Origin of the sequence: Brevundimonas sp. UBA4553, assembly GCF_002387245.1 — a bacterium.
Lineage (GTDB): Bacteria > Pseudomonadota > Alphaproteobacteria > Caulobacterales > Caulobacteraceae > Brevundimonas.
Genome location: NZ_DGLD01000019.1, coordinates 490,212 through 512,115 on the forward strand (window position 1 = coordinate 490,212; position 21,904 = coordinate 512,115).

Annotated in this window: 20 protein-coding genes; 8 read left to right on the plus strand and 12 right to left on the minus strand. The window is 64.2% G+C overall.

What is annotated here, in order from left to right:
* Positions 1-18 precede the first annotated feature (18 nt).
* Positions 19-1,476, minus strand: coding sequence for an alpha/beta fold hydrolase (locus tag B4A39_RS14800; RefSeq protein ID WP_292037326.1), 1,458 nt, complete (start codon positions 1,474-1,476; stop codon positions 19-21).
* A 245-nt stretch (positions 1,477-1,721) separates the two neighbouring features.
* Here B4A39_RS14800 and B4A39_RS14805 point away from each other — a divergent pair, with 245 nt between their 5' ends.
* From B4A39_RS14805 to B4A39_RS14820, 4 genes are all read left to right on the plus strand, one after another.
* Positions 1,722-3,029 (plus strand): LytTR family DNA-binding domain-containing protein, encoded by a 1,308-nt coding sequence (locus B4A39_RS14805; protein WP_292037327.1) that lies wholly within the window; start codon positions 1,722-1,724, stop codon positions 3,027-3,029.
* An 89-nt stretch (positions 3,030-3,118) separates the two neighbouring features.
* Positions 3,119-5,596, plus strand: a complete 2,478-nt coding sequence (locus tag B4A39_RS14810; protein ID WP_292037328.1) for a response regulator — start codon at positions 3,119-3,121, stop codon at positions 5,594-5,596.
* Between the two features lie 10 nt (positions 5,597-5,606).
* Positions 5,607-5,990, plus strand: coding sequence for a response regulator (locus B4A39_RS14815; RefSeq protein WP_292037329.1), 384 nt, complete (start codon positions 5,607-5,609; stop codon positions 5,988-5,990).
* A gap of 20 nt (positions 5,991-6,010) precedes the next feature.
* On the plus strand, positions 6,011-6,262 hold the full coding sequence (locus B4A39_RS14820; RefSeq protein ID WP_292037330.1) for an Hpt domain-containing protein: 252 nt from the start codon (positions 6,011-6,013) through the stop codon (positions 6,260-6,262).
* On the opposite strand, the gene B4A39_RS14825 is transcribed toward B4A39_RS14820, so the two are convergent.
* From B4A39_RS14825 to B4A39_RS14845, 5 genes are all read right to left on the minus strand, one after another.
* Positions 6,253-6,699, minus strand: coding sequence for a hypothetical protein (locus B4A39_RS14825; RefSeq protein ID WP_292037331.1), 447 nt, complete (start codon positions 6,697-6,699; stop codon positions 6,253-6,255). The two genes, B4A39_RS14820 and B4A39_RS14825, sit on opposite strands and share 10 nt — an antisense overlap.
* 2 nt (positions 6,700-6,701) lie before the next feature.
* Positions 6,702-7,235, minus strand: a complete 534-nt coding sequence (locus tag B4A39_RS14830) for a hypothetical protein (protein ID WP_292037332.1) — start codon at positions 7,233-7,235, stop codon at positions 6,702-6,704.
* Positions 7,232-9,862, minus strand: coding sequence for a hypothetical protein (locus tag B4A39_RS14835; protein WP_292037333.1), 2,631 nt, complete (start codon positions 9,860-9,862; stop codon positions 7,232-7,234). The genes B4A39_RS14830 and B4A39_RS14835 overlap by 4 nt, the downstream gene beginning before the upstream one ends.
* A gap of 83 nt (positions 9,863-9,945) precedes the next feature.
* Entirely contained in the window at positions 9,946-10,767 is an 822-nt protein-coding gene (locus B4A39_RS14840; RefSeq protein WP_292037334.1) for a fimbrial biogenesis chaperone, read from the minus strand.
* A gap of 108 nt (positions 10,768-10,875) precedes the next feature.
* The gene (locus B4A39_RS14845; protein ID WP_292037335.1) at positions 10,876-11,400 is read right to left on the minus strand and encodes a DUF4402 domain-containing protein; all 525 of its coding nucleotides are present in this window, start codon (positions 11,398-11,400) and stop codon (positions 10,876-10,878) included.
* 247 nt (positions 11,401-11,647) lie between these two features.
* On the opposite strand from B4A39_RS14845, the gene B4A39_RS14850 reads away from it, so the two are divergent.
* Entirely contained in the window at positions 11,648-12,277 is a 630-nt protein-coding gene (locus B4A39_RS14850) for a response regulator transcription factor (protein ID WP_292037336.1), read from the plus strand.
* A gap of 39 nt (positions 12,278-12,316) precedes the next feature.
* Here B4A39_RS14850 and B4A39_RS14855 read toward each other — a convergent pair whose 3' ends face one another.
* From B4A39_RS14855 to B4A39_RS14875, 5 genes are all read right to left on the minus strand, one after another.
* The gene (locus B4A39_RS14855; RefSeq protein WP_292037337.1) at positions 12,317-12,499 is read right to left on the minus strand and encodes a hypothetical protein; all 183 of its coding nucleotides are present in this window, start codon (positions 12,497-12,499) and stop codon (positions 12,317-12,319) included.
* Positions 12,496-13,680, minus strand: coding sequence for a PepSY-associated TM helix domain-containing protein (locus B4A39_RS14860; protein ID WP_292037338.1), 1,185 nt, complete (start codon positions 13,678-13,680; stop codon positions 12,496-12,498). Before B4A39_RS14860 ends, B4A39_RS14855 begins: the two co-directional genes overlap by 4 nt.
* Positions 13,590-15,764 (minus strand): TonB-dependent receptor, encoded by a 2,175-nt coding sequence (locus B4A39_RS14865; protein WP_292037339.1) that lies wholly within the window; start codon positions 15,762-15,764, stop codon positions 13,590-13,592. The genes B4A39_RS14860 and B4A39_RS14865 overlap by 91 nt, the downstream gene beginning before the upstream one ends.
* A gap of 109 nt (positions 15,765-15,873) precedes the next feature.
* Entirely contained in the window at positions 15,874-16,575 is a 702-nt protein-coding gene (locus tag B4A39_RS14870) for a GDSL-type esterase/lipase family protein (RefSeq protein WP_292037340.1), read from the minus strand.
* A gap of 153 nt (positions 16,576-16,728) precedes the next feature.
* Positions 16,729-17,850 (minus strand): DUF3089 domain-containing protein, encoded by a 1,122-nt coding sequence (locus B4A39_RS14875; protein WP_292037341.1) that lies wholly within the window; start codon positions 17,848-17,850, stop codon positions 16,729-16,731.
* A 93-nt stretch (positions 17,851-17,943) separates the two neighbouring features.
* Between B4A39_RS14875 and B4A39_RS14880 the strand changes: the two genes are divergently transcribed.
* Entirely contained in the window at positions 17,944-18,414 is a 471-nt protein-coding gene (locus tag B4A39_RS14880; protein WP_292037342.1) for a nuclear transport factor 2 family protein, read from the plus strand.
* 2 nt (positions 18,415-18,416) lie between these two features.
* Positions 18,417-18,803, plus strand: a complete 387-nt coding sequence (locus tag B4A39_RS14885; RefSeq protein ID WP_292037343.1) for a cupin domain-containing protein — start codon at positions 18,417-18,419, stop codon at positions 18,801-18,803.
* A 188-nt stretch (positions 18,804-18,991) separates the two neighbouring features.
* Here B4A39_RS14885 and B4A39_RS14890 read toward each other — a convergent pair whose 3' ends face one another.
* Positions 18,992-20,068 carry a helix-turn-helix transcriptional regulator gene (locus B4A39_RS14890; RefSeq protein WP_292037344.1) on the minus strand — a complete coding sequence of 359 codons (1,077 nt, stop codon included), beginning with the start codon at positions 20,066-20,068 and terminating at the stop codon, positions 18,992-18,994.
* Between the two features lie 234 nt (positions 20,069-20,302).
* Between B4A39_RS14890 and B4A39_RS14895 the strand changes: the two genes are divergently transcribed.
* Positions 20,303-21,904 (plus strand): IPT/TIG domain-containing protein (locus B4A39_RS14895; protein WP_292037345.1); only part of this gene is annotated, 1,602 nt, incomplete at its 3' end.

Here is a 21,904-nt window from a genome sequence, read left to right on the forward strand (position 1 = left end):
CTATGCCGTCGCGCAAGTTCAAGCGATCTGGAACGTGGGCGGCGGCAGGCTAAGACGGCTGTCGTCCACGTGAGTCTGGCGGAAGAAGCGGACGATCAAGGGTTGGACCTCTGGGTGCGCCTCAAAGACGTTATGGCCGGCGTTCTCGACCAGCACCTGCGTCTTGTTCTGGAACTGGGCGGCCACCTCGGCCTGTTCTTCCAGTGGCGTCCTGCCATCGAGAGAGCCTGCGACCAGAAGGGCGGGGGTTTCGATACGGATTGGCGCCCGGAAGTCCGCGCCCAGATCGACGCCAGGAATAGCGCCCAGCAGATGCGGCATGGGCATGTTGAAGGCGTCGCCCAGAACGGCGGTTTTCGCCTCCCTGGTGACCAGCGTCAGACGTTCGGGCGAGATGCCTGAGGCCAGATCCATCGCTTCGGACATGCCTCCGAGATTGAAGAAATGGTGAGGCGGCGGGAATAACGGCGGCAGTACGTCGGTCTTTCCGGCATCGAGCGCCAGGTAGATTTTCGGCAGCATGGACAGAGACGGCGGATTGGCGACCATGGCGGAGGCCATGTACTGGATGCCGAAGCCGCCGATCTGCATATCAATCGCGCCGTTCTCAGCGGCCAGGGCCACCGTCGCTGGATCGCCCTCAAACCGCTCGTGCACGCGGCGCATCAGGGCAGGCATATTGGGTATAGCGGCGCGAACGGTCGGGTCCTGTCCCATCAGCTGATCCACACGGTCGAGGAACATATCTATATGGGCCGGACGCTTGACGGTCTGATCCTGCCCTTCAAGGCTGGCCAGGGCGACGCGGCCGATCGAATTCGGGTGGCGCTTCAACACCGACAGGGCCAGGTGGGTGCCGTAGCTGATGCCCCACAGATTGACTTTCTCCACGCCTAAATGGCGGCGCAGGTCTTCGATGTCGTCGGCGTTCTGTTCGGTGTTGTAGCCGGTCATGGCGATGCCGGCGCGGGTCCAGTCGATCCAGGCCTTCTGCATTTCCTCGCGGTACCAGGCAGTGATCCCGGCGTGGGTCATGGCGGGGAACGGCGTGGTCGTGGCGCGCTCGGGAATATGGCCCGAAAGCCCAACCCCGCGCTGATCCAGTGCGATGACGTCGGCTACTTCTCTCAAGGCCATGAAGATAGGGAAGCGCGGCCCCATGGCGGTGTGCACGCCAGACCCGCCGGGTCCGCCTGCAAGATAGACAATGGGCGGTCCAGGATTCTTCGCTGTCGAAGCGAAGCGCACATAGCCGATGCGAATGCGGCGCGAGCCCGGAATGCGGCGATCCTCGGGAACCTCGAAGAAGCCGCGTTCAGCGTCGACCTCCTCGCCGCTGCCAGCCTTGAAGCGGAAGGGACCGGCTTCGGGCTTGGCGTCCAGCGCCACGGCGGTTTTCGACAGAAGCGCCAGGCCGGGGAGCGAAAGGCCGGCGGCGGCGAGGATGGAGCGGCGGTTCAATGATGTGTGGGTCATGACCAGGGTTGAAGCAGGCTTTCCGGCGCAGTGGGGCGCGGTTCGGCGAATGACGCTTCCTGGTCGGTGAATGGCAGCGCTTTCCGGTGAATAGCGATAGGGTCGCCGCCATGTGGCGCATTCTTCTCATTGCGATTCTCTGGACCTCGCTGCCGGCGGCGTTACGTGCGCAGGATCAGGACTATGGGTGGGAGGTCTGTCGGGGGGAAACAGGCCTTGCTGGACCCGTCCTGCACGACTGTCGCTTGATCGAAGGCGTCATCGATCCACAGGGACGCGACCTGTGGTTACGGGCCGTGGTGCAGCGTCCCGGCGGCGACGAACCCTCCGCCCTCTATGTCGTCGGCGCCGCCTCGTCCGAGATTTGGCTCAACGGTCAAAAGCTGGGCGTGAACGGACGACCGGGCGCCTCGGCAGCAACGGAGGCGCCGGGGCGCTATGAGGTGGCCTTTCCAATCCCCGAACGACTATGGCGCCCGGCTGGCAACCTAGTCGTCGTTCATATGTCATCCTTCCACGGGGTTGTCCGTCTGGACAATCCCGTCGGGGGAATCATGGTCGCCCCCTATCCTTGGCCATCGCGTACGATCCCTGTGGCGACCGCCTTTATCGCTGCTGGGGCTCTGTTCGCCGCCGCATTCGGCTTCGCCGTCATCTACAGTCTGCGGCGTACGGGTTCGAGCCTGGCGCTGGCGGCCCTGGCCGGAGTTGCGGGCCTGCAGGCGATACTGGAGAGCCTGCGAGCGCTGGTTCCCTATGCTTATCCGGTTCACGGCTTGCGACTGGTCGGCATCTGGATTCTGAGCGCCGTCTTTGCGGTCCTCCTCGTGTCCTATGTCGTGTCGCGGTTCTGGCCGCAGGCGCGCCGTCCGTTCGTTCTTCTCGCTATTGCAGCCGTGGCCGTGACCAGCCTGGCTCAGGGTTTTGATCTGAAGACGTTGCTGGCCCTGATTACCGGCTTAACGCTGTCGGCCGTTGTGGCCGCGGTCGCCGTGCGCCGTCGTCGGCCCGGAGCGCTGCTGATACTGGTCTATCTCGCTGTCTTCATTTCGGCGGGCCTGCTCTTTCCAGGCCTGCTCGTCGACCTGTCCTACTTCCTGTTCGCCACCGGTCTTCTCCTTCCTCTCCTGATGGCCGACGTGGTGCGGCTGGGCCGCGCCGATCAGGCGCGCGAGGCTGCGTTGACCCGCGCCGCCGCGCGGCCGAACTGCCTGACTGTCGCATCGGCCCGCGGCGTCGAGCGGGTGCCCTTGAGCGATATCCTGGCTGTGGTTGGGGCGGACGACTATGTCGAGCTACGCCTGAGGAAGGGTCGGCGACTGCTGCACGCCGCCCGCCTTGACCGACTGGAAGCCGAGTTGCCGTCTGTCTTTCTGCGGGTGCACCGCTCGGTCATCGCTAACCTCGCTCATGCACGAGGCTTCGAACGTGAAGACGGACGAAACCGGCTGCTGATGGATGAAGGCCTTCCTCTTCCCATCAGCCGAAGCCGCGTGTCCGCTGTGCGAGACGCCCTTGATGATCGGGCTGTAGTCGAACCCGCGAGCATATAAGCCGACGCCGTCCGTGCCGTGACAGCCTCAGCCCTTGCAGTCGATTGGAGACCGTGGCGAGATGCCGGCGAGCCGCGATGGGAGAGGGCGTGTTGGCGGGATTGGGCGGGAAGCAGCGCTTGTGGGGCCTGGCGCTTGTCGCGCTGGTGATCGTCGCGGGGCTGTCATTGATGGGCCTCGAGCTTCGGCGAGAGTTCGACCGCGTTCGGACGCTACGCGCCGAAGCCGAGCAATCCCACCTGGCGCGCCAGGAACTCCAGGCCGTCTTTTCGCTGATGCAGGACGCGGAGACAGGCCAGAGAGGCTACATCATCACCGGGCAACCGCAGTTCCGACGGCCTTACGAACGCGCGGTCCGGATGCTCGACAGCGAGTTGCCGCGGTTGCGCGCCGCCTATGCCGACGACGTGCAGCAGGCGCAAAACGTTCGTGTGCTGGAACAGCTGATAGATGAGAAACTGGCCGCGACCGCCCGCGCGCTGGATGCCTATGCCGTCGGAGGGCGAGAGGCGGGTCTGGCCATGGTGGCGACCGGCGAGGGCAAGGCCGCCATGGATCGTATCCGCGGCCAGATCGATCGGATGACCGCCCTCGATGCGCGACAACTGGCCGAACTAACCGATCACGTCGAGCGGCGCAGCAGATTCACGGAAGCCATCGTGAGCGCCGTCGTCCTTGCGCTGATCCTGGTTGTCGGTGCGAGCGCCTTTCTATCGATCCGCTACATAGCCACCCGACGCGTCTTGCTGGCGACTATTAGAGCGACGGCCGCACGTCAGGAGGCGATCTTCGACAGCGCCATCGACGCCATTCTGACGCTCAACCCCAGCGGAACGATTGAGACGATGAACACTGCGGCGACCAGAATGTTTGGCTGGTCGGCAGCGGAGTTAGGAAGACGCGACGTATCGGTTCTCATGGAGGGAGAGCAGGGCGACAAGGGCCTGATCGCCCAGATCCGGGCGCGAGGCGCTGAGGCGTCGACCGGCCTGATTAGCGAGCTGACGGCCAAACGACGTGACGGCACGCGGTTCCCGGTCGATGTCGCTTTCAGCCCGATGAGCCTGCCGACCGGCGTGCATCTGGTTGCGGTTGTGCGGGACATCACGGAACGTCGGCGGGTCGAGCAACTGAAGCAACAGTTCGTCTCCACCGTCAGCCATGAGCTTCGCACGCCGCTAACGTCCATCGCAGGGTCGCTGGGCCTGCTTTCAGGAGGCGCGGCAGGCGAGTTGCCGGAACGTGCGACGCGCCTGATCGCAATTGCTCATGCCAACAGCCAGCGCCTGGTGCGTCTGATCAACGACATCCTTGATGTCGAGAAGCTGGAAGCCGGAGAGATCAGTCTCGATATCCAGGCCGTCGATATGAGGGATATTGCGGAGCGGTCGCTTGATAGCGTTCAGGGGCTGGCGGACCAGGCTGGGTGTCGGCTGGACCTAGCCGACGGCGACGCCGCTCCTGTGATGGGCGATCCTGACCGCCTGGTTCAGGTCGTGGTCAATCTCCTGTCCAACGCCGTGAAGTTCTCGCCAGCAGGGGGGCGGGTCCAAGTCAGCGTCATGCCGGAATCCCGGATTGTGCGACTGAGCGTTCGGGACGAAGGCCCCGGCGTGCCCGACACCTTCAGGTCTAGAATTTTCACCAAGTTCGCTCAGGCCGACGGTTCCGACACCAGACAGCGGGGTGGGACCGGCTTGGGGCTGGCCATCGCCAAGGAGATCGCCGAGCGTCACGGCGGCCGGCTCTGGTTCGAGTCGGCGCCCGGTGCAGGCGCAACCTTCCATCTCGACCTTCCATTGGCCGGTGAAAGTACAACCTCGAAATCGGTCGGAGGCCCCCGCCTTCTGATCGTGGAGGATGATCACGATGCCGCCGAAATCCTGCGCATCATGCTGGTGCAGGACGGGTTCGAGACGCACATCGTGGGGAGCGTTTCAGAGGCGTTGGAGGCCGTGGACGCGGAGGCTTTCGCCGCCATTCTCGTGGACCTGCAGTTGCCGGACGCTGACGGCATCAGCCTGATCCGGGCCCTGAGAGCGCGCGCTGACACGTCGGACACCCCGGTCGTCGTGGTGTCTGCCGATGTGGCGCGAGGCAAGGCGCGGGGACGTTCGCTGGAAGTTGTGGACTGGCTGGAAAAGCCGTTCGATCAAGGGCGTCTGAGGACCGCCATCCGGTCAATCCTGGATCGGTTGGATCGCCGTAACCCCGTCATTCTGCACGTCGACGACGACCCGGATATTCTTCAGGTGACAGCCGCGACGCTTTCGGGCGTCGCCGACGTCGTGGCCGCTACGAGTCTGGCGCACGCGCGAGAAAGCCTGAGGCGGGTGAAGCCGGATCTGGTCATCCTGGACCTGGGACTGCCCGACGGATCCGGCCTTGAGTTATTGCCCAGCCTGGGCGAGGGCGAGGCGGTCATCCCGGTCGTGGTCTATTCCGCCCAGGAACTCGACGCCGCCCTGGGCGCTCGAGTTGAGGCCGTTCTGGTGAAGTCTTCGGCCTCCCTGACCCATTTGGCGCGCACGGTACGCCGCCTGACCTTTGACAGGACCAAACGCTGAAGGAGACGTCATGACCCTCGCCTTGATGCATGTCGATGATGAACCGGATATCCGCGAAGTGGCGGCCATGGCGTTGGAGCTTGATCCGAACCTGTCGCTGGTCAGCGTCGGATCGGGCCAGGAAGCGTTGGATCTTATTGCTGCTGGTCAGGCGCCGGACGTCATCCTGCTCGACTTCATGATGCCCATCATGGATGGGCCGGGCGTCCTCAAACGTTTGCGAGCCATGTCAGGACAGGAGCTTACGCCCGTCATCTTCATGACCGCGAGGGCCCAGACCAGCGAGGTCGATCAGTTGAAGGCCTTGGGGGCGATCGGCGTGATCGTCAAACCCTTTGATCCCATGACGCTGGCTGACCAGGTGCGCGGCTTGCTGGCGGAGGCAAAGGTTTGAGCGCGGATGCTCTCGAACCCTTGCGGCTGCGGTTCCGGCAACGAGCAGGAGAGGAAAGCAGGCATCTCGCCGACGCCCTAGCTCGTGGCGATATATCGGAAATCGAACGCCTGGCTCACGGGCTGGCCGGCGTGGCTGGCCTTTTCGGCTTTGCCGATGTCGGCGCGCAGGCTCTGGAGATCGACGGGGAATTCGCTCGCGGGGAGGCCCTGTCTCTCGACAAGGTGCGAGCACTGATCATCGCGCTGGAACGGCTGAGCCCCTATTCGTAATCAATGCTGATCGGCAGCGAGGCGCGACCGCTCGCAGGGGACTTCAGCCGCCCGGTAATCTGCAGCATGTCGTGACCGTCCACGTCCATGCGAGCAACGCGGCTGGACGACACGTCGCCAGCGTTGACACTCCAGATGCGCAGATCATCAACGACAGCCTCGCCGTTTGGCGACCGCAGAATCGCGGGCGCTCGAATGCGATACACTCGCCCTGGATCCCCCGCGATCCGGATGATTGCAGGCGCGCCGGCCAGCGAGCGCGCTTCGATTCCCAAAGGGCGCTGTACCGTGGAGGTCAACTGGATGGGCCTGACCGACGCTATGCTCAAGCTGCGAACGACATTCAGGCTGGCGGCTGCGGGCTCTCCCGCCGCGGCAGCCTGGGGCGCGAGCATGGCAAGGGCTGTCGCAGAAAAGATAAGGAAGAAGCGTCCCATGGTCATTGCACCAGTTGTACCGTCACGACGTAGTCGAAGCCATAGGTCCCGCTGGGAGCGTTGGCGGCCAGGGTCACGTCCATGCCGAGTTGGAAGGTTGCGGTGCTCAGTAGTCCGAGCGGGTTGATGTCAAACGTCAGCGTGGCGCCTTCCGCCGGCGCCGATCCGCTGCGATAGGTCGCGCCGTTCAGGGTTCCCATGCGGAAACGCGTGATGGTGGCGGAACTGCTGCCTACCGGGGTGATGGTGATCCGAACGTAGCGTAGCGCGCACAGACCGGACAGGTTCAGCAGACCGCAGTTGATGCTGAGCGTAGGCGTGGTGACAGAGCCGCTGGTCAGGCGGATGGCGTTCCCGGACGTGCGGGTGACCGCACCAGTACTGGAAATACTGAAGGTGGTCGGCGTCGTGCCACGAATGGTGACGCCTAGGGTCGGCGCGCTCGCCGGAGATCGCGTCACCGTCGCCTGGGCATGGGCTACGCCTGAAACCGCCATGGTGAGCAGGGTAATGAGGATGATCGGCCACCGGTTCATTGCGAGGCCTCCCCAGCTATCCGCACCTTGAATGATCCGGCATCCAAGAACCCGCCTGCGGCCGGCACAATGACCTGGACAGGTTCGATCAGAACGACAGACAGGGCGCGCGCCTGATCGGGGTCGAGACGCAAATCATAAAGGCCGGGACGTAACTTCTCGAAGAAGACGACCCCGGAGTGATCACTCCGCCCCGCGATCGCGGGATCACCATTGCGAGGGGCCAACTCGATGGCGAGCGCGGCGATCGCACGTACATCGCCCTCGGTCTGGACCAGCATCGCCTGAAGCTGGACTTCGGCGCTGCGCTGCATCGGATAGTCGATCTGGGCGGCGCGGCCGGGCCGAGGCACAATCCGGAACGCATCTGGTCCCCCGATGAGGAAGGGATCATCGATCGCTTCGGCATTCACGCGGATCTGGGCGGACGGCACGTCTCCCAGGCCCGTTGCGTAGGCCCGCCCTTGGGCATCAGTAGTCGCCGCGCCTGCCGGGGTGTCGGTGATCAGCCCGGCGACGCCTGCCTCGTCGGGTTGGCGCACGCGATCGCCATTGTCATCCACCCAGGCGTTGATGGCGATAGAACCGCCGCCCGCCACACCCGGTCGCGTCATGCGGTATCGTTGCGGCCCTGGATCATAGCCGAAGCCGAATCCCATCTGCAGGCCGAAGCGCCAATCCTGACGCTCGGTCTCATAAGCCAGGTTCAGCGCGAGGTCGAAGCGAGGCGCACGCCAGAGATGGGAGGCTTGCAGGCTTGTGGTCGCTTGCGGTCCCAGCGTGCGAACAGCGCCCAGACGCAGGGCAGCGCTGTCGGTGATCTGCCAGTCGGCGGTGATGTAGGCCGTGTCCAAAGCGGGGTCGGGCGAAGCTTCATACGTAACGCCGGCTCTCGTCTGAATGCGGGCGGAGACCAAGGTTGTCATGTCGAAACTTCCCAGCCAGCGCCGCGCCGACACCGCTCCCATCGTTTCGGCCTCGTAGGCGATACTGCTCGAGGCGTAGAGGCGGCCGATGGGTGCAGACGCCCGAAGTTCGACATTCGTCAATCGCCGCCCATCGGCCTGAACCAGGCGACGCGCGTTCAGCGAAACAGGGACAGTCAGCCCATTGGGACCAGACCACTGGCCGTCGGCTCTCAGGTCCGTAGCGCGCCGCAAGGGCGCCTGGTCCGTCACGCCTAGCTGGCGGGTTTCATCGACAAACCCGCCGCCGTACTCGGAATGGCGACCGAGCAGCGAAACACCGCCAAGCCGGGTCGCCAGTGCAGCGGTCGCGCCCCGGCCGCTTTTATTGTCGATGGCGACGTCAAACTGGGTGGCGAAGACGCCGAGGGACCCTCGCACGCCCAATGCGCCCATCGTGCGGGTTTCGCGGCCTTGCGGCCTGTAGCTGGCCGCGCCAGCGCTCAAGGTGAGGGAAGGGGTCAGGCCGTAGTCGGCCGTGACCACCAGCCGCGCAGCCCCTGCGCTCGATCCTTGGAGGCGATCGCCAACCTCGAACACGGTGCGATCCTGTTCGACGGCGCCCAGACGCAGGACGAAACGTCCCGGCTGAAGTTGGCCCGTTCCGAAGTTGACCCGACGAACCGCTTCACGAATCTGGCCCTGCGAACCGTAGAAGACGAGGCGGATGGTGTTCAAACCGAAGGCCAGCGGCACGTCGAGGAATTCGTACCGCCCCTGCACAGGGGACGTCTGGGCGCGTTGCAGCACTTCGTTGACGTAGAGCTCGACCTCTTCGCCCAACGCCAACTCGCCGCGCAGATTCAACGGCGTCGCGAGATCCAGATTTTCCAGCGGCGCTGAAGAATAGAAGGCGCCGCGACCTGACACGCCAGCGGGGCCGATAGGCATGGACGGAGAATAGACGTCGCCCAATCCGGCCCGTGTTCCGCCTAGGCGACCCAGCGCACGCCCATAAGGATCCTTGCGGCTGAGCATCACGCGAACCGTGTTGACCGCGCCGTCATCGTCGGATCCGACGTAGCCTTCAAACCCGGCGTGCAGCAGGTCGTTAGCCACTCGGATATCGAAGCGCGAGGCGTTGTCCACGCCATCCCGGGTGAGTTGGCCGCCGATGTTAACGTCAAAGGCCGGCGGGCTGGCCAGCCGATAGGGTGTGTCGACCCGGACCGTTTCGCCTTCTGTACTGACACCATCCGCCACAGCCTGGCGCCGCATCCGTTCGGCTCTCTGTTCGAAAGGCAGGGTCCGCGTGGTGGTCAGGCTCAGAACCTGGGCGCTGGCGTCCGCCGTCAGCCGCACCGGGAGCAGTTGTTCCAGCAGATCGGCGCGGGCGTAAAGTTCATCGCCATAAATGGCGGCCTGATCGGGCCCGATGGGAATGACCCGTCCGCCGATCGTCGCCTCCATGCGCGCCAGATCGACCACCAGTCGATTCGACGGCTCCATCACCCAACCCTCAGCGCGGCGCTGTGCGGGGAAGACGCCCACGGCGATGTCCAACACCCGCGAGAATTCGCCCAGGGGCAAGAAGACGCCAGCGCGCGATGCGTAGACGTTCATGGAATCCGTCAACTCGGTATCGCCCGATCGTACCTGCATCCACAACAGGTCGTCCGCACCAAAAGGTTGCGGCTCGGCGGCGATCACCAGGTTGCGCACGAGCGTATCCTGAGCCAACGCTGGCAAGGAGGACGTCGAAGCCGCCAGCGCGACCACAGCCGCTCCGGCGGACCTGATCGCCATCAAGGCGCGACCAGGGTCGCCGTGGCCAGAACTTCCCCGCGTGCCGCATCATCGTCCCGATAGACGATCGTCAGCGCCTGTCCTGTGGCCGGCGACTGGGGGAGGGCGATCACAACGGTGCGCCGGTCAACTTCAGGATAGACCGCGACGCCGCGGACGGCTGTCAGAAGCTGTTGTCCTCCAGGAGCCTCCGACAGGACCTCGATGTCGCCGTACACCGAGTTGGCGCCCATGCGTACGAGGTCCAGGGACAGCAGGTTCTGCTGATCCTCCCGCCGGATCGAAACGCGGTCGATGCCTGCGCGGGCGTCCACAGGACCGTCGCGGACAATGACCGGAATGCTGACGCTGAACAGGGCAACGACCTGAAGGGACACTTCGTCGGCTGCGCCAGCCGCAGCCTGTTCGACAGTGAATCCGGTGTTCTCGGGCGGCAAGGCGGTCACTGTCAGGTGCGTCCGATGTTCACTCGCAGCGGCGCCGCCCGGACGAGCGCGCACACGAATGGCCTGGCTGGTCCGGGGCTGCAGGGTGATGCGGCGCGGCGTGTGCTGGACCAGATCGCGGGCCGAGTCGATCTGCACATCCGGCGCTTCATCGGTCGCGACGATACGGCCGTCCGGCGTCATGACGCGGTCCACCAACTCGACGGTATAGGTGGCTGGCAGGTCGCCCTGATTGAAAATATAAACCGTGGCGCTGCGTTCGCCGGCGCTGAACACCACCCGCTTGGGCGAGATGTTCAGATCGGCTCCGACCTGGGCCGTGACCGGCTCGGCGACGAGCAAAGCGGCCACGGCGGGGAGGAGGTAACGCAACATCACTGACCTGACTCCGCGCAACACAGGATTGAAACGATGGAGGGCGAACCCTTCCGACTCGTTAAGGTGCGTGCGCGGCTCAAGATCCCGGTGCAGCGGGAACATGGGTCAGTTGTAAGCAGCCGAGACGGTGAAGGAGCCGGTATAGGCCCCCGTCGCCGTCGTGGACGCCACCGGCACGGAACCGCCGACATTGAAGGCCAGGGAGCCGGCCGAGCCCAGGGCGTTGGACAGGGTCTGGGTGGCCGCCGAGCCCGTCAGGCTGTTGGTGGTGGTGACCGTGAGCGTGTCAGAACCGTTGGCCATGGAGAAGGTGGCGGGGATGGTCACCGACACCGATTGACCGCCTTCGCCAGCGACCGTGAAGGCAGCGGCGGCGGGCGTGTCGCCGGAGCTCAGGCCCACAACGCCACCCGTGACCGAGCGCGCGCCTGCGGCGCTAACGGCGACCGAGCCGGCGCCGGTGCCGGGACGCACGACCGTGCCGAACTTCAGATCCGCAGTCTTGGTGATGGTCAGCGGGCGGATCACGGTGATCGATCCGGAGCCCGTGGTCGAGGCCGACTGGGCTAGAGCCGGGGCGGCAACTGCGGTCAGAGCGACAGCGGCGGCGGCGATCAGGATCTTGTTCATGGTCATCTCCAACTTCCAGAGGCGGCGTGCGTTGTGCGCCGTTGTTGGAGGCCCAAATCAGCCCGAAATCCGCCGCCGTCCACAAGTCGACCTCGCCCGGAGGCCTGAATCGAACCAAAGTTATAGGAATACGCGTCTTTACCAGACCTACTGCAACGCTTGAAAAAACGTCGATACCTCTGATTAACGAATGCGCTTCAAGCTGAAGTTGATCCGTAGACGCTAGAACAAGAGGTGAGCGCGGCTGATGCGCTGGACAGTTTTGATCGTGGACGACCATCCGCTGGTCGGGCAGGCGCTCGAGTTGTCCATCCGCGCCGCCTATGTTCACCTGGATGTTGCGCGGGTGCTAAGCGCCACAGAGGCTGAGGAGTTCGCTCGAGTGGGCGGCGCTCGGGTCAAGCTGGTCATGCTGGATCTCATGCTGCCCGACGCCACCGGATTTGACGCGCTCCTGCGACTTCAGCAACGCCTGCCACAGGCGGCCTTCGCTATGGTCTCTTCCCGCACCGACCCGCATTCCGTCTCCATGGCGCGCGCGTTTGGAGCAAAAGCCTACCTTTCCAAGACGGCGCCCGTTGAACACGTGGTGAATGCCGTGGGCGCCGTATTGCGGGGGGAGGAGGTCTTTCCCGAGGAATTCTCGGCTGATCCGATCGCCGTAGACTTCCATCGGCGTGTCGCGCGTCTTTCCGCGGCTCAGCTACGAGTGTTGCGCGGCGTGGCTGACGGAAAGCTCAATAAGGAGATCGCCGGCGACATGGACCTTACGGAAGGCACCGTGAAACAACACGTTTCGGCCATCCTGAAGAAGCTGGAAGTCAATAATCGCAGCCAGGCGGCCTTGGCGGCGGCGCCGTTTCTGCGTCGGACCTAGCAATGGCGACAGCTCGGCCATGGGGGCGCGAGCAGGCGTTCAGCGCCGACGGCGAACAAGCACCCATGTGAGCGTGACCAGAGTGGCGCCGAGGCACCCTGCGTAGATCCAGTCCAGCCAGCCCTCTTCCAGCAGGGCTCCGATCAGGCCGACAAGGCTCAGCGCAAAAAGAACGGCCGGAGCCAGAAATATGGCCCTCAGTCCCAGATCCTTGCGGCTCACGGTCTCGTCTTCCGCTTGGCCAGCCAGAGGTAGAGGCCGGAGATCAGGATGATGATCGTGGCGACGTCCAGCAACGCCCACAAGATTTTGAGCGGCAGTCCGCCATAGTCGCCGAAATGAAGCGGTTGGGACAGAGACAAGGTCTTCACATACCAGGGCATGGACGCCACGGCCGCCAACTCTCCGGTCCGCGCATCGATCAGGGCCGGCGTGGTCAGGTGCGTCGTGAGGGGCGTGTCACCGTGAAAGAAGACGGCATAGTGGTGATCGGTCGAATAGGATGATCCGGGGAAGGCGACAAACTGAAGCGTCATGCCGGGCAGGGCGGCCCGGGCCCGCTGCACGGCTGCATCCAGCGAAGCGCGTTCACCCGCCGCGACAGGCGCGTCGTAGGCGGCCGTCAACTCCTTGAGAGCAGTGTCCTTCCAATAGGCGATGATCGGGGTCGCCAGGGTGTTGACCACCCCCGTCAACCCTACGACCAGAACCCAGGCCAGGGTCACGGCGCCGAGAAGGTTGTGATAATCCAGCCAGCGCGTGCGCGCCGCCTTCGACGCCCGAACCGTGCCGAACGGCAGGCGCCGCATGAACGGGGCGTAGAGTACGACGCCCGAAACCAGCGCCACGATCAGCAGCAGCCCCATCAGGCCCAGAAACAGCATGCCGGGCAGGCCGAGAAACATGTCCGTGTGTAGCTGAAGCAGGAACTCCATCACGGGATGGCCGGCGACCAGTGGCGCCGCCTCTCCGCTGGTCTGGTCGATGGGTTGGAAATTATAGGCCCCGGCCGGACCGTCAGGATCGATGCTGGTGACATTCACGACGGGTCGATCTTCATCGAAACTCATGAAGGCGGCCACGTCGCCGGGATGGCGTGACAGAGCCGTTTCCAGCACCTGGTCCAGATTGAGCTTCTCGCTGTCCGCGCCAGAGGGTCGCCACTGCTGATGCAGCAGCACCTCGTCGATCTCGTGAGTGAAAACGAGCGGCAGACCGGTGACGCAGAGCATCAGCAGAAAGATGGTCGAGACGAGACTCGACCACTTGTGAACGCAGGTCCAGGCGCGGATGGTCCGCGTCTGCATGCGGATCAGAACTCCGTCGAGATCGACAGACGCAGGGTGCGTGGTGCGCCGAGCGTCAGATAATTCGACCCCGGATAGCCGCCGACCGCAACCCACTGATCCTTGTCAGCGATGTTTTCAACGCGCGCGCGGAAGGTCAGAGGCTGGCCGCCCGCCTCGAAGCCGTAGCGCAGGCCGGCGTCGAAGCGTGTCCACGATTCCAGCTCGACGCTATTGTCCGCGCTTGCCGGCTGCGCGCCGGTGTGGACGACGCGCCCCTCCAGCGTCAGACCTGAGAGGGCAGGAACGTCCCATTCGATATTGGCGTTGGCCTGAAACTCCGGCACGCCGATCGGCGACTTGCCGTCGAGAGAAGCGTCAAGCGCGCGCACGATCTCGGCGTCCAGCCAGGTCGCGCCGCCCAACAGCCGCAGGCCCTCGACGGGCTCGCCGAAGACGGTCAGTTCAACGCCCTTGTTCTCCTGCTCGCCGTCCGCGCTGTAGATGCGGGTCGACGGGTCGAAGAACTCGCTGGGAAGCGTGGTCCGGAAGGCGCTTAGCGTCCCGCCAAACGACCCGCCGTCATACTTGACGCCCACCTCGGCCTGTTCGGCGCGGAAGGGTTTCAGGACCTCGCCAGCGTTGGCGACCGGTGTGCTGTTGATTACGCCCGGCGCAATCTTTCCAGGCAGCAGAGCTTCCGAATAGTTGGCGTAGAGCGAGACCTTGTCGCTGGGCTTGTAGACCAGGGCGAAAACGGGCGTCACCGCATCGCTGGCGTATCCGCCGGTACGAGCCGTCGTGTTGTAGTCGTAGGAACGCGTGTCGATCTCCTGATATCGCGCGCCTACGGTGGCCAGTACGCGACCTTCCAGGAAGGACAGCATGTCTGCAACGGCGAAGCTGGTGGTCTTTACACGCCCGATGACGGTGGGATCAGTCAGGGAGCCGGCGACGAGCGCTGTGGCAGGGGGAGCAACCACATCGAAGGGATCATACAGGTCGCCCGCGAAGCCGCCGAAATCCGAGAAGGCGTAGGAGTTGCTCTCACGCGACTGAACCTGGGCCATCGAGGCAACCAGACGATGGCCGACAGGACCGGTGTCGAAGTCAGCGCGCACGCCCACGTCGGCCGAGAAGACCTGATCGCGGCGGCCGTTGTCGAACCGGTTGCTGCTCAGGCTGCCGTCAGGCTGGGCCGTCGGGTTGGCCAGGCTGTTGCGTTCCTTGCCGTCGCGACCGCCGACAGCTGCCCAAATCGTGATCGCGTCGGTGACGTCAAATTCGCCGCGAACAGCGCCGAACAACTGGGTTTCGTCGGTATAGGTCCACGGCTGGGCGAAGTTCTTGTCCGCGGCCGGCGGAGCCGGAATAGCGCCGGCCGGCGTCACCTGCGGGCGCGGCGCGTCGATGCGGTTGTCCTGCCAGCCAAGGTCGGCCGAGAAACGAACCCGGTCGCCGCGACGATCCAGGCCAAGGCCCAGAACCTTCATCTCCCGTTTTTCGCCCTCGACGGCGCTTTCTCCAGCGCGGCTCGCCAGATTGAGACGCAGGCCCCACGCATCATCCTCGCCGAAGCGGCGCGAAACATCGGCGGCCGCGTAAATCTCGTCGCCGCCTTCCCAACCGGCGGTAAGGCGGGTCAGCGGTTCGCTACGCGCACGCTTCGGCACAAGGTTGACCGCGCCGCCCACGCCGCTGCCGCCGGGCGCAGCGCCGTTCAGGAAAGCGGTCGCCCCGCGGAAGACCTCAACCCGTTCCAGCAGCTCCGCCGCCACGAACTGGCGCGGCAGGACGCCGTAGAGGCCGTTATAGGTCATGTCGTCCGAGAAGACCGGGAAACCCCGAATGACGTAGAGTTCCTGGAAGTTGCCAAATCCCTTTGAGACTCGCACCGCCGGATCGTTCTGCAGCACGTCAGCGACGCTGCGGGCCTGCTGGTTGCGGACCAGTTCCTCGGTGAAGCTCGTCGACGAGAAGGGCGTGTCCATCGTGTCCAGCGCCCCGAACAGGCCGACCCGCCCCCCCGTAGCCACCTGACCGCCGGCATAGGCCGGGGGCAGCGAAACCTGAGATCCCGTGACGACGATGTCCGAAAGCGTGGTCGGCTCCTCCTGCTGCGCCAACGCGGGCGATGCAGCGGCAGCCGCGATCGCAAGGCAGGAGGCGGACGTCAGAAAGCCGAACAGGGAAAGACGCATAATCGTCGGGCGCTCACATTATAAGAATGCGTCGCAATACGTCTCTGCGTGTATCGTGGCAAGCTATGCTGCAAGGCCGGGAGGCGACGTAAGCCGCGCTTGATCCCTACTAGGCGTAACCTGGGGCATCAGGAGCGGAGGGGCAGCGACGTCGCACCTGCCTCGCAGCGTTCTCGACTACGGGTTTCATAGCGGCATAGCCTGCTTGGTTGGGGTGCAACCCGTCGCGATGGTAGTCTGGTCGAAGGTCGCCTGATGTATCTGCAAGCACGGTCCTGTAGTCCGCGAAAATCAGGCCTTGATCTGACGCCAGATTCGCCAGCCACGTATTGATCTGACGGACGCGCGCGCCGGGATCGGTGACCGCCGATGGGCGCCAATTGCAAGACACAGGCGTCAGGGAAGCGAGGATGACCTGGATATCGTGCACTCGAGCTAGGTCCAGCATCGCCAGGATGTTGTTCTGGTAGTCAGCCAGGGTGGTTGGGCCCGTGTTCCCGGCGATATCGTTCACCCCGCACATCAAATGAACCGCTTGCGGTTTGAGTGCGATGACGTCGGGCATGAAGCGCAACAGGATTTGGGGACTGGTTTGGCCGCTGATCCCGCGATTGACGATGCCGCCGGCGAACAGGTCCGGCTGGGCGTAGCCCCAGATTTCGGTGATGGAATCGCCGATGAAGACGATATCCACCTTCTGACCGATCAGGGTTGCGTTGAGTTCGCGGTACTGGCTCAGCGACTGCCCAGTCGCGATCGCGTTGAGCGATCTTGCGCTGCCTGCGCGCCGCCAGCTTCTCGGGCGCAGCATAGCTCGCCAACAGAGACGCGCTCGCTTCCTCAATCGACAGATAGGCAGCGACGAACTCGAGGTCTTCGGCGCTTGGACCGAAGCCACCCGAATCCAGTCGGTCCACCATGCCGGCAACTGGAGTGAACGGCGGCGTTGCGATAGTCGGATTGCTCATCGTGAGCGCCCGGATTGGTGGAACGGGCTGGGTTGGCTGTTCATCCAAGTCAGAACGCGTAGCACTGCATTCTCGCGCAAGGCCACATAGAATAGCCCGTAATCATTCAGGTGATAGCTGCCAGCCAGCCGGGTCAAGCGGTCGCTATAGGTCTCGGGCGCATCGCCTAGATCGACTTCCAGCATCCTCGCGTGACAACGTGCACCCGTCAGATTCGGAGTAGGCGCCGACGGCACAGAGCCAAAGGGCGAACGCGGGAGGGGGATCGAGCCAGGATTCAGGATCGCCGACGCAGCCTCGTCATTCTGGGTTTCGTTGCGCCACGTCAGAGGATTGACGCATATGGCTTGCGCCAGGTTTTCAGTGCGTACGCCGCCCTTCCACCAGTAGGACTTTTCGTCGACCACGATGCGCGCGAGACGGGCCTGGGGTTTAGCAGCGTTCCACGCAAGGACGCATCCGACCTGGTCCGGTGCATCACAGATGGGCAGTCCTATCTCCGGAAAGGTGTCCGGCACATAACCGCCGATCAGATAGGCAGCGATCATCCGCGACTGCAGCGGTGTGCCGAGGATCTCGGTCTGCAAAAGACGGATCGCGTGGCCAGTGCCCTGACTGTGTGAGGCCAGGATGAACGGACGTCCGTTGTTCCGACTTGAGATGAACTGGCGAAACGCTGCGGCGACGTCGCTATAGGCCAGGTCGACCGCCTCAGGGCTTTTGCTTAGGGCGGGAAGGGTGGCTTGACGATAATGGGGCGCATAGATGCGGCAGCATCCGTTGAACACGCTGACCTGGCCCAGAAGGACGGCAGGGCTCAGAGGCGCCGCGTCGCCGGAGGCATCCCATCGCGCGTTCCAGATGTCTGTGGCGACGCTGGTCGTCGGGTGGATAAAGAAGACGTCCGCTAATGCGTCAGCTTCTGTAATCGGCGCCAAGCCTGCCGGGGCTGTGTGCTCAAGGCCCGGGCGACCGGGCAGTGCCATCCAGCTTTCTGAATGATCATAATCTGGGGCAGGAGGCGCAAGCGTAATGTTGAAGGGTTCCGAGGGAGCAGCGCATCCGGCTAGCATGGCTACGAGCGTTAGCAGGCTAGGCAGCTTCAATCGCTTGGCCATCAGTCTGCGCCCAGAAACTCAGGAGTTGGGGTCCGCCAACGGTCGTTCCAACAGCGAACCGTCACGTCTCGGGGGCCAAACGGGGTTGATCCAGTGACGGCGATCGTCCGGACTTCACCCGCCGCGAGAGACCGCCTTGCCGTGGTCGAAGCGCTCTATCGCTTTGCCGCCGGCATCGACCTTCGTGACTGGGGTATGTTTGCCTCGGCCATTGCCGAGACCGTCGTCTCTGATTTCGGCCCTGCGTCGGCCAAGGCCGGCTTTCATTATCCGGTCATCGAGGGTCGTGAAAACCTGATCGCCGCTCTTTCGGGCTCGCTCGCCCCGTTCGACACCTCCCACTCGGTCAGCAATCCGTTGGTGACGATCACTGGCGATACGGCCCGAATGGATGCTCTGGTCGAAGCGCAGCACGTCCCGAAAACCGACCCGTCGCGCCACTATCTGATGAAGAATCGCTACGACGTCGAACTGGTGCGTCAGGGCGACGGCTGGGTCATCACGCGCAACACGGTCGACAACATCTGGCGATCGGGCGACGTCACTGTGATGGCAGGCGTCTGATCATGGACACACCGCAGCCCGTGCCCGACGGCGTCATCATCGAGACCTTCGAGACGGTTGTCTGGAAGGATTTCCCCAACGCGCCCGGCGTCCAGTACGTCGATGTCGAGGGCGGTATAACCGAGCCAGGGCCGTTCCTTGCGCGCGTACGGTTTCCCGGTGGAACCGACACAGTCCCCCATGCTCACAAGGCGCCGTTCGTGGACCGGAACACGGTCATAACGGGCACGCTCTGGGTGGGGATAGGAGAGACGTTCGACCGGACCAAAGGTATTGCGGTGCCGCCAGGTGGCGTGGTTGCTATTCCGCCGGGCGTGCCTCACTTCGCCTGGGCCGACGTGGACACGGTGGTCCATGTCCACGGGGAGGGCCCCTGGATATCGGACTGACCCGTCGGAAGATGGTCTGTTCATTGTTAGGCTCCGTTGGCCTGGCGATGAACAGTTCATCGAAATGCCGTCTCGATGAGCCGCGGCCCTGCCCGGCCAAATGTCTTGTATTCGTGGAGGCGCGAATGTCCGCTGCTGGCGCAGTGCTGACCCGCAGCTAGGGCAAAGCCTGAAGGTCGGCAATGGGCTCAAAGCGGCTCTAGGGAAGGTCCGTTTTGCGGGCTGATCATCGCTGCGGCTCCGATCTCAGATAGCCAGGCGCTTAAAAGGTCGTGGCGGATTGGGCCGTCCGACATGGCCACGTCGTGGTTTGCTATCAGAGCTTCGACTTCGGACGGCGGGTATCCGTAGCGCGCACGAAACAGGCGGCTGAAGTGGTTCGGGGAGGCGAAACCATGATCGTAGGCGATCTCGGCGATCGTCTTTTGCACATCGTTGCGCCGCCGCAGCGCAAGACGCGCATGGTGCAGCCGGCGGTCCTGGATGTAGCGGCTCACGCCGCCGCCGCCGTCGAAGGCGCGATAAAGCGTGGCGCGAGATACGCCGATGGAGGGGGGCAGCAGATCGATGTTGAAGGCGATGTCGCCGGCCAGTAGGCGACGCTCGATGTAGTCAACCGCGCTGCGTCGCACCGTGCCTTGAAGGGCCGACATCTCCGGCGCGCCTATCGGCGTTTCTATTCCGGCGACACGGCCGGCGATCAGCAGAAGGGATTGCATCGCCGTGTCCAGCGCCACGTCCGACAGGTGTTCGGCCTCGTCGAGCACGGCGCGCATATGGGCGCGCACCAGGCGAACGCCGGAAACGGTCGGGGGCAGGGCGAGGCCGTGCATGGCAGGGGCGAGCAGGGAGGGGGGGGCCAGGTTGCGGGGGATCATGATGCTTATCACGTCCACGGAATCGAGACGTGAGGCGATGAGCCGGCTCATGTCACGAAACTGAAGGGCGCCCGGCTCGGCTCGGACCGTGCGACCGTCGCAGTCGCCCACCGTGGCCGTGGTGTTCACCAGAAGGTTCAGGCCATCGACGTCCGAGCGCCGCAAAGTCGCGCGCCCCCGGGCCAAGGTTTGGCGCACAGACCGCCCATCACCGATCCCGCCAGCGGCGCTTAACGTGCTGCGAGAGGCATTGAAGAAGTTGAGCCGGTCATGCTCGCTGACGCCGGACACCTCGTAAAGGTCCGCCATGCCGACCACGTAGCGCTCGAACGCATCCGGAAGGGTCCGGGTCGAGACGTTCCACGAAATCGTACGCGAACTGGGCAAACTGAAATCCTGACGCGACGGCGATCATCGACCATCAGTTAGGTCACCTAAACAAATGGAAGCGCCTGAGGAAGGCTGCGATTGAGTCGTGTCTGTACGTCGCAATCCCGAGATTTCCAGACATTCTCATGCATGGCGGCCGATGTTAGGCGGCCGGTTGAAATCGCTTTGCTTTCATCAACGGTGATCGCGAGGCAGAGCGCCGCAAGGCGTAGGACGTCGGGGAAGTCAGTTATGTCTGGACTGTTTGAGATCGCGGTCGATCGCGTCAAGCGAAATGCTCGCCTGGTTCTGGCCGCCATGATGGTGGTCCTATCCGTTCTGGCCGGGCCTGTCGCCGCGCAGACGATCTCGCCGTCCTCCCTGCAGCGTGGATGGGTAGGCCTAACCTATGCCGAGACGCTCAGCGCGTCCGGCGGCGTTGCGCCTTTTAACTATGCCATCACAGAGGGCGCCCTGCCGGCAGGCCTGTCGTTGGATGCGCACGGGACCTTGTCAGGCAAGCCGACGGAGACCGGGACGTACGACTTTACCGTTACCGCGACCGACAGTTCGACGGGAGCTGGCGCGCCCTATTCCGCCAGCCAAGCCTATAGCTTGATCGTGGCGGAACCGACCCTCAACATTTTTCCATCGACCTTCGTGCCCGGGCGAATGGATTCGACCTACAACAACTGGTTGTCGGCGGGTAATGCGACTGCTCCCACCACTTTTGCGGTGACAGAGGGGAGCTTGCCAGCCGGTATCACGATGTCCGCCGGCGGCGCGGTCTCGGGCACGCCGAGCGTTTCCGGAACGTTCAACTTCACCATTCGTGCTACCGACAGTTCATCGGGGCCTTCTTCGGGAGAGCGCGCCTACACTTGGCTCGTCATGCCGCCGGAGCCAAAGGTGGCGTCGATTTCGCCGGCGGCGGGGCCGACGTCGGGCGGCACGACCGTGACGCTCACGGGGAAACATTTCTCGGGCGCGACGGCGGTGACCTTCGGGGAGACGGCCGCGACCGCCTTCACGGTCAATAGCGACACCCAGATCACGGCGATCGCACCGGCCGGGACGGGGCTGGTGACCGTGCTCGTCACGACGCCGGATGGGACCAGTGGGAGGTACTTCACCTATACGCCTGCGCCGACTGTGACGTCGCTCTCGCGGATGACGGGCCCGGCCTCCGGCGCCACGAGCGTGGTCATCACCGGGACGAACTTCTCGAACGCGACGGCGGTGAGCTTCGGGACGACAGCGGCGACCAGTTTTGTGGTCAACAGCGCGACCCAGATCACGGCGACGGCTCCGGCTGGAGCGGGGACGGTGGACGTGCGCGTTACCACGGCGGGTGGAACCAGCGAGACCTCGGCGGCGGCCCAGTACACCTATGTGATGAGGCCGGTCGTGAACTCGATCTCGCCGACGGCGGGTCCGTCCACGGGCGGCACGACTGTCACCATCACCGGGACAGATTTCACGGGCGCGGCAGCGGTGAGGTTCGGAGTGACGGTGGCAACCGGCTTTACGGTCGACAGTGCGACTCAAATCACGGCGACGGCGCCTGCTGGCTTTGGGACGGTAGACGTGCGCGTCACGACCACCGGCGGGACCAGCGCGACCTCGGTCGCTGATCAGTTCACCTATGTGACGGCCCCGACGGTGAGTTCGATTTCGCCGACAGCAGGTCCGGCCACGGGTGGCACGAGCGTGATCATCACCGGCGCCAACCTCTCGGGTGCGACGGCGGTGAATTTCGGGGAGACGCCGGCGACCGGCTTTACGGTCAACAGCGCGACCCAGATCACGGCGACGGCTCCGGCCGGGACGGGCACGGTGGATATCCGCGTGACC